At 62.9% G+C, this 6854-nt stretch carries 6 protein-coding genes; 1 reads left to right on the forward strand and 5 read right to left on the reverse strand.

The window, feature by feature from the left end; all coding sequences use genetic code 11:
• Positions 1-191: 191 nt before the first annotated feature.
• Genes ACFQ24_RS07075 through ACFQ24_RS07090 form a run of 4 tightly spaced genes read right to left on the reverse strand, consistent with a single transcriptional unit; the run spans position 192 to position 5530 of the window.
• Positions 192-1319: an ABC transporter permease gene (locus ACFQ24_RS07075; RefSeq protein WP_380910046.1), complete on the reverse strand. Its 1128-nt coding sequence runs from the start codon at positions 1317-1319 to the stop codon at positions 192-194.
• Between the two features lie 2 nt (positions 1320-1321).
• Complete coding sequence (rbbA, locus tag ACFQ24_RS07080) at positions 1322-4060, reverse strand: ribosome-associated ATPase/putative transporter RbbA (RefSeq protein WP_380910048.1); 2739 nt, start codon at positions 4058-4060, stop codon at positions 1322-1324.
• Between the two features lie 4 nt (positions 4061-4064).
• Positions 4065-5141: an HlyD family secretion protein gene (locus ACFQ24_RS07085; RefSeq protein WP_380910050.1), complete on the reverse strand. Its 1077-nt coding sequence runs from the start codon at positions 5139-5141 to the stop codon at positions 4065-4067.
• On the reverse strand, positions 5138-5530 hold the full coding sequence (locus ACFQ24_RS07090) for a TolC family protein (RefSeq protein ID WP_380910052.1): 393 nt from the start codon (positions 5528-5530) through the stop codon (positions 5138-5140). The genes ACFQ24_RS07085 and ACFQ24_RS07090 overlap by 4 nt, the downstream gene beginning before the upstream one ends.
• Positions 5531-5589: 59 nt before the next feature.
• Between ACFQ24_RS07090 and ACFQ24_RS07095 the strand changes: the two genes are divergently transcribed.
• Positions 5590-6641, forward strand: a protein-coding gene (locus ACFQ24_RS07095) for an IS3 family transposase (protein ID WP_380910054.1) whose coding sequence is annotated in 2 segments (ribosomal slippage) — positions 5590-5848 and positions 5848-6641 — 1053 coding nt in all. Because the reading frame shifts where the segments join, the coding sequence is not laid out codon by codon here.
• A 57-nt stretch (positions 6642-6698) separates the two neighbouring features.
• On the opposite strand, the gene ACFQ24_RS07100 is transcribed toward ACFQ24_RS07095, so the two are convergent.
• A partial coding sequence (locus tag ACFQ24_RS07100; RefSeq protein ID WP_380910062.1) for an integrase core domain-containing protein occupies positions 6699-6854 on the reverse strand: 156 nt, incomplete at its 5' end.

The raw sequence follows: 6854 nt of genomic DNA on the forward strand, positions 1-6854 counted from the left end.
TTCGCGCGCAACTGGCTGGCTGCTTGCCAAGGCGGGCGATGCCTCGCCGCATTGGTCAATCGTTAATTTGGGACCTGCTCAACGGCGTACCTGTTAGGGCTGCCCGTCCTCTCTCCAGTGCTAGCCTTCCATCTTCCGGTGAAAGCGGCATAGTCGTACCTGCGAACTTTCGTCTGGCGCTCAAGACGGCATCAAGACATGGCGGTGATCGTCTTGCGAAAGCGGACAAGGGCCACCGTGAAGAAGACAGCGCCGATGATCGCGACGGCGACAAACTGAGGCCAGACCACCTGCATCCCGGCGCCGCGAAATAGAATTGCCTGACCCAGTTCGATGAAATGCGTGGTGGGTGCCGCGAGCATAATGTTTTGCACGAGTTGCGGCATGCTCTCGCGCGGGGTGGTGCCACCCGAAAGCATTTCCAGGGGCAGCAGCACCAGCACGGTGAGCATGCCGAACTGAGGCATGTTGCGCGCAAGCGTGCCCATGAAGATGCCGAGCGAGGTGGTGGCGAAGAGCACGAGCGCCGCGCCGGCGAAAAACAGCGAGAGCGAGCCGGCCACCGGCACGCCCAGCGCGCCGCGCACGATGAGGTTGAGTGAGAGGAAGGCGGCCACAAGTACCACCAGCCCCATTGCCCAGATTTTGCTCAGCATGATCTCGAATGGCGTCACCGGCATGACAAGCAGATGCTCGATCGTACCGTGCTCGCGTTCGCGGATCAGGGCCGCACCGGTCAGAATAATGGATAGCATCGCGATCTGGTTGATGATCTCGGAAAGCCCTCCGAACCAGGTCTTGTCCAAGGCCGGATTGAAGCGGGCACGCAGTTCGAGGTCGACCGGCAGCGCCTGCTGCCGCCGATAATGCTCGACAAACTCGGTTACCTCGGCGAGCGTGATCTGCTGGACATAGCCGCTGCCGGTGAAGGCCTGCGTCATCCGCGTCGCATCGGTGTTGAGCTGTATCTCCGCTGGGCGGCCCGCCAGCACGTCGCGCTGGAAGCCAGCCGGAATGTGCATCACGAAAGTATAGATGCCCGCATCCATGCCGGGATCGATTTGCGACGGCAATATCAGTGCCGGCTCTTTGAAGTGCGGTGGATAGAAGGCCGAAACAATCCGCTGTGAAAGAGGTGACCTGTCCTCGTCCACCACGGCGATCGATGCCCTGTTCAGCGTTTCGGGCGCGGCCGAGGCGGCCATGTAGACGGCAAAGGTAAAGGTAAACAGAATCAGCACCAGCATGATCGGATCGCGCCACAGGCTCCACAGCTCCTTGACGCCCAGGCGGTAGATGTTCGAGATCGTCTGCCGCATGGTTACCGCTCCTGTTTTTTGAGCAGCATGATGGCTAATCCGAGGATAATGGGCACGGCGCCGAGCAACGGCCAGAACGCGCCTGCGAGATCGCGGAAGCCAAGCGCCTTGTTGAAAACGCCCCGGCTGATCGTGAACATGGGGTTGGCCGGGTAGACCTCGCCGATCACCCGCCCCGCCCCTTCGAGCGAGGATACCGGGTCCATCATGCCGCCATAGCTGACCGCCGGGATCAGAGTTCCGACCATGGCCAGAAAAAGCGCCGCGATCTGGCTCCTGGTAACGGCGGAAGCCAGCAGTCCCATTCCGGTCGAGATCACGCAGAAGGTCAGTGCTGCGAGAACGAGAGCGGCAATACTGCCCGTGGGTGCCACGCCAAAGAGCACGGCCGCTATCACCACCATCACAACGAAGTTGATCATCCCGAGAACCACATAGGGCAGTTGCTTACCCAGCAGGAACTCAGCGCGGGTAACCGGCGTCACATAGAGGTTGATGATCGATCCCGTCTCCTTCTCCCGCACGACCGCCAGCGCCGCCAGCATGGCGGGCAGCATCAGCAGCAACAGGGGGATGACCGTGGGGACCATGGCGGGTAGGCTTTTCACATCGGGATTGTAGCGGAAGCGGTTTTCGATCGAGACCGCCGAGCCCAACTGCGCCAGCCCTGCCATGCGCATCTGCTCGGCGAGCCAGTGCTGGTGCATGCCTTGGATATAACCCTGCACCGTCTCGGCGCGCTGCGGCATGGCGCCATCGAACCAGGCGCCGATCGCCACCCTCTCTCCGCGCGCCAGGTCGCGTGCGAACCCGGGTGGAATTTCGATGGCGAGCGCAAGTTCGCCGCTCCGCATCCGCCGATCCAAATCCTGATAGTCGGTGATCGGCGGCTGCTCGCTAAAATAGGGCGATCCGGCGATGTCGAGCTGATAGCGCTGGCTGATACTGCTCTGGTCGCGATCGAGCACGGCATAGCGCAGGTCGTTCACATCCATGCTGATGCCAAAGCCCATGACGAGGAGCAGGATCACCGAGCCGGCGAGCGCTAGCGTGCCGCGCACGGGGTCGCGCCGCAACTCCAGGGTCTCGCGCCAGACATAACTCATCATGCGTTGCAGGCTAAAATGCCGCCTGACGGGCTGCCCTTCATGGAGCGGCTGCGGTTCGACCGGCAAGCTTCCCTCCCCCTCGCCGCCAGCCTCAAGGAGATAGCCGATGAAGGCTTCCTCCAGCGTCTCGGCGCCTCGCTTCTCGACCAGCCTGGCCGGCGCATCGCTGTCGAGCACCCGGCCGGCGTGCATCATCGACATGCGGTCGCACCGTTCCGCTTCGTTCATGAAGTGCGTCGAGATGAAGATCGTCACCTTGTCGCGCCGCGACAGCTCCGCAAGCAGACGCCAGAACGCATCACGCGCCACCGGATCAACGCCGGAGGTCGGCTCGTCGAGGATAAGCAGTTCGGGCTTGTGCACCATGGCCACGGCCAGCGAGAGGCGCTGGCGGATGCCGAGCGGAAGCTTTCCGGGCAATTCGTCGAGCACCGGCTCCAACCCGAAACGCTCGACCATCTCCATGACGCGGCCTGGAATTTCACCGGCGGGAACATGGAAGAGGCGCGCATGCAGCTCCAGGTTCTGGCGGACAGTGAGTTCGCCATAGAGCGAGAAGGACTGGCTCATATAGCCGACGCGCCGGCGCGTCGCGATGTCCCGCGGATCGACTGCCCGGCCGAACAGCCAAGCCTGGCCTTCGGTCGCCGGCAGCAAGCCCGTCAGCATCTTCATCGTCGTCGTCTTGCCGCAGCCGTTGGAGCCGAGAAAGCCGAATATCTCCCCCCGGCGGATGCGGAAGCTGACGTGGTTGACGGCGACGAAATCGCCGAAGCGCATGGTGAGGTCCTTCGCCTCGATCGCGATATCATCCTCGCCCACATCAAGCGGCGGGATCACGACGGGCCCATGGCCGCGCTTGCGCTCTTCCGGCAGCAGCTCGGCGAACGCGGCCTCGAGGTCGTCGCTGCCGGTGCGATCTAGCAGTTCGCCGGGTGTCCCTGTGGCCAAGACAGCGCCATCATCCATCGCCACCAGCCAGTCGAACCGCTCCGCTTCGTCCATGTAAGCGGTGGCGACGATGACGCTCATGTCGGGGCGCTGCTGGCGGATGCGCGCGATCAGGTCCCAGAACTGCGCGCGGGCCAGTGGGTCGACCCCGGTGGTCGGCTCGTCGAGGATCAGCAGATCCGGATCGTGGATCAGCGCGCAGCAAAGCCCGAGCTTCTGCTTCATGCCGCCCGACAACTTGCCCGCGGGGCGAGACAGGAATGCGTGAAGGCCAGTATGTCGGGTCAGCTCGTCGACGCGCCGTCGACGCTCCGCAGTGCCGTGCCCGAACAAGCGTCCGAAGAACTGGAGGTTTTCCTCGACCGAGAGCGTCGGATACAGGTTCTTGCCGAGGCCCTGCGGCATATAGGCGATGCGGGGGCATACATCGTTCCGGTGGCGAGCGTCAGCCATATCGCCGCCGAGCACGCGCACGGTTCCTTGCTGGATCGTGCGGGCTCCGGCGATCAGCCCAAGCAGGCTCGACTTGCCGACCCCGTCCGGACCGATCAGGCCGATCATGCGCCCTGCAGCGACCTCCAGGTCGACTCCGCGAAGCGCTTGCGTCGTTCCATAGAGTAGCCGCACGCCTGCCAGGCGAACGGCCGGTTCTTCGGCGCCGAAGGCTTCAGCCAGCGACACCCGCCTACTCCTTGACGGGACGTGCAAGACTGTCGGGCCAGGACGCCGCGGGGTCGATCCGGACATAGGCCATGCCGGGCAGACCCGTCTTCACGCGCGCCAGGTTGCGCCGCAGGAGCGCGGGATCGATCCGCGCGCGGACGCGAAACATCAGTTTCTGGCGCTCGCTCTCCGTTTCCACCGTCTTGGGCGTGAATTGGGCGACATCGGCGACGAAGCTGATCTTCGCGGGAATGACGTATTGCGGCGCTGCGTCGAGCACGAGGCGGACCTCGCTGCCGAGGCCGACGCGGCCCGCCGCTGTTTCGGGAAGGAAAAAGGTCATATAGACATCCGATAGGTCGACCAGGTTCATCACCCGTCCGCCGCCCGCGATCACCTCGCCCGGCTGCGCCACGCGATACTGGATACGGCCCCCCCGCGGCGCCCGCAGTTCGCTGTCCCTGATATCGGCCCTGATCCGTTCGATCGTCGCGTGGACCGCATCGACGTTGGAGCGCGCACCGATAATCTGGCTGCGGGCCGCCGCGATGCCGGCATCTACCGATGCGAGCTGCGCACGGGCTGCCTCGACGGTCGCCGCAGCTCCCTCCACTTGCGCCTGATCATCGTCGCGCTCCTGGACGGCCGTAGCTCCTTCGCGCGCCAGTGTTTCCGACCGCATCAGTCTTTTGCGTGCAGCATTGAGTTCGGCCTGTCTCTGGCGAACGATCGCGAGCGCGGCGGCTCGTTCGCTCTCGCGCTGGCCGACTTGCGTTTGTGCGATCTGAACGGAATTGAGCGCCTGGGCGAGTTGGGCTTGCGCTTCGGCAAGCTGCGCATTGAGGGTATCGACGTCCATATGCGCGACGATCTGGCCCGCCTTGACCAGTTCGCCTTCATCCACGAGGATGTCGCGCAGACGACCGGGCGTTCTGGCGGAGATATCGATCTCCACCGCCTCCAGCCGGCCATTGCCGCTGACGATGCCCTCCGGCAAGGTAGAAGGCTTGAGCGCAGACCAGAGGATCACGCCCAGGGCAATCGACACCGCCGCGATGCCGGCCCGGATGAGCCAGGTCTTTCTCGTCGCCTGCGTCATTTATTCTGCTCCCGGCTCTCGTTTGTGGCGTTTGTGTCGAAGGCGCGCTCGGCGACAAAGCCGCCGCCAAGCGCTGAATAAAGAGCGACGATACTCGCCAGTTCTGCCCGGCGAAGCTGGACCAGCGCCTGCTCCGCCTCAAACAGGGACCGCTGTGCGTCGAGCACTTCCAAGTAGGCGGAGCGCCCATTGTCGAAGCGGAGTTGAGCAAGACGCGCGCTTTCGCGCTGTGCATCGAGCAACTCGCGCGTCGTTTCGATTTGATGCTGGAGCTGGCTTCGCCTGACGAGGGCGTCCGAGACGTCGCGAAAAGCCACCTGAACCGTGCGCTCATACTCCGCGACCGCACGATCGCGGCGCGCTTTAGCCACATCCAGATTGCCCTTCATGGCCTGCTGCCGGTTTGGCGGACACCAAGATAAGGTGTTTATCAAACTGGAGGACGTGAATGGAGCGAAGGAAGTTTAGCCGCGAGTTCAAGATCGAAGCGGCGAAGTTGGTCAGCGAGCGCGGGGTTAGCGTGGCGCAGGCCTCAAGAGATCTGGATGTGCATCAAACGGTGCTGCGTAAATGGGTGAAGGAGCTTTCCGGATCGCCGCAGGAAGCATTTCCTGGCCATGGTCAGATGAAGCCGGAACAGCAGGAGATACAGCGGCTACGCCGCGAAGTGGCCAAGCTCAAGGCGGAGCGCGACATATTAAAAAAAGCCGCGGCCTACTTCGCGAGGGACTCGATATGAGATTTGCCTTCATCGCGAAACACCGAGGGATATGGCCGGTATCGTGGATTTGCGGGGCACTCGGAGTCTCGCGCAGTGGCTTTCATGCCTGGCTTGTCCGTGCACCGTCAGCGCGGGCGCGGAGCGATGTGGAGGTCGGCAATAAGATCAGGGCCAGCTTCAAGCTGAGCGATCGAACCTATGGCGCACGTCGTGTCTGGCATGACGTGCTGGCCGAAGGCATCTCCTGTGGTCTGCATCGTATCGAACGGCTCATGCGTCAGCAGGGTCTTCGGGCACGACCGCGCCGCCGCGGCTTACCCAAGGATCATGGCGAACGGTCGGTCATCGCCGATAATGTTCTCGATCGCCAGTTTGTCGCTGACAGACCGAACCAGAAATGGGTGGCTGACTTCACCTATATCTGGACAGCCGAGGGCTGGCTCTATGTCGCCGCCGTCATCGACCTGTTCTCCCGGCGGGTGGTGGGCTGGTCGATGAGCGCCAACATGACGGCCCAGTTGGTGACAGATGCCCTGATCATGGCGATCTGGCGCCGTGGTAAGCCTGATGCCCTGCTGCACCACTCGGACCAGGGGAGCCAGTATACCAGCGAGCAGTTCCAGCGCTTGATGAAGGACAATGGTGTGACCTGTTCCATGAGCCGGTCCGGCAACTGTTGGGACAACGCCGCGATGGAAAGCTTCTTCTCATCCCTCAAAACCGAGCGGATCAGAGGGAAGGTATACCGATCGCGAGATCAGGCCAGAGCCGATGTGTGAGGTGGTCCCGCCTTTTTGGACAGTTTGGCGGCGAAGTTAAGCTCATCCCTGTTGTGATTATGCCGCCAGTTTGGTCATCAGATCAGGGGGGGCATGCCCCTCATGATCTGTTTTGTCGATCCGCCCATAGGCCTCTGCCGGGGTTTGCCCCGCCAGACCAGAGTGCGGTCGCTGCGTGTTGTAATAGGTGATCCACCGGGCAAGGCCGTTCCG

The organism is Sphingobium olei (assembly GCF_042678845.1).
Classification (GTDB): Bacteria; Pseudomonadota; Alphaproteobacteria; order Sphingomonadales; family Sphingomonadaceae; genus Sphingobium; species Sphingobium olei.

What these genes read in the sequence shown, in the direction of transcription:
- ACFQ24_RS07075 (WP_380910046.1), bottom strand. Translation starts at nt 1,319, where the DNA reads ATGCGGCAGACGATCTCGAACATCTACCGCCTGGGCGTCAAGGAGCTG.
- ACFQ24_RS07085 (WP_380910050.1), bottom strand. Translation starts at nt 5,141, where the DNA reads ATGACGCAGGCGACGAGAAAGACCTGGCTCATCCGGGCCGGCATCGCG.
- ACFQ24_RS07090 (WP_380910052.1), bottom strand. Translation starts at nt 5,530, where the DNA reads ATGAAGGGCAATCTGGATGTGGCTAAAGCGCGCCGCGATCGTGCGGTC.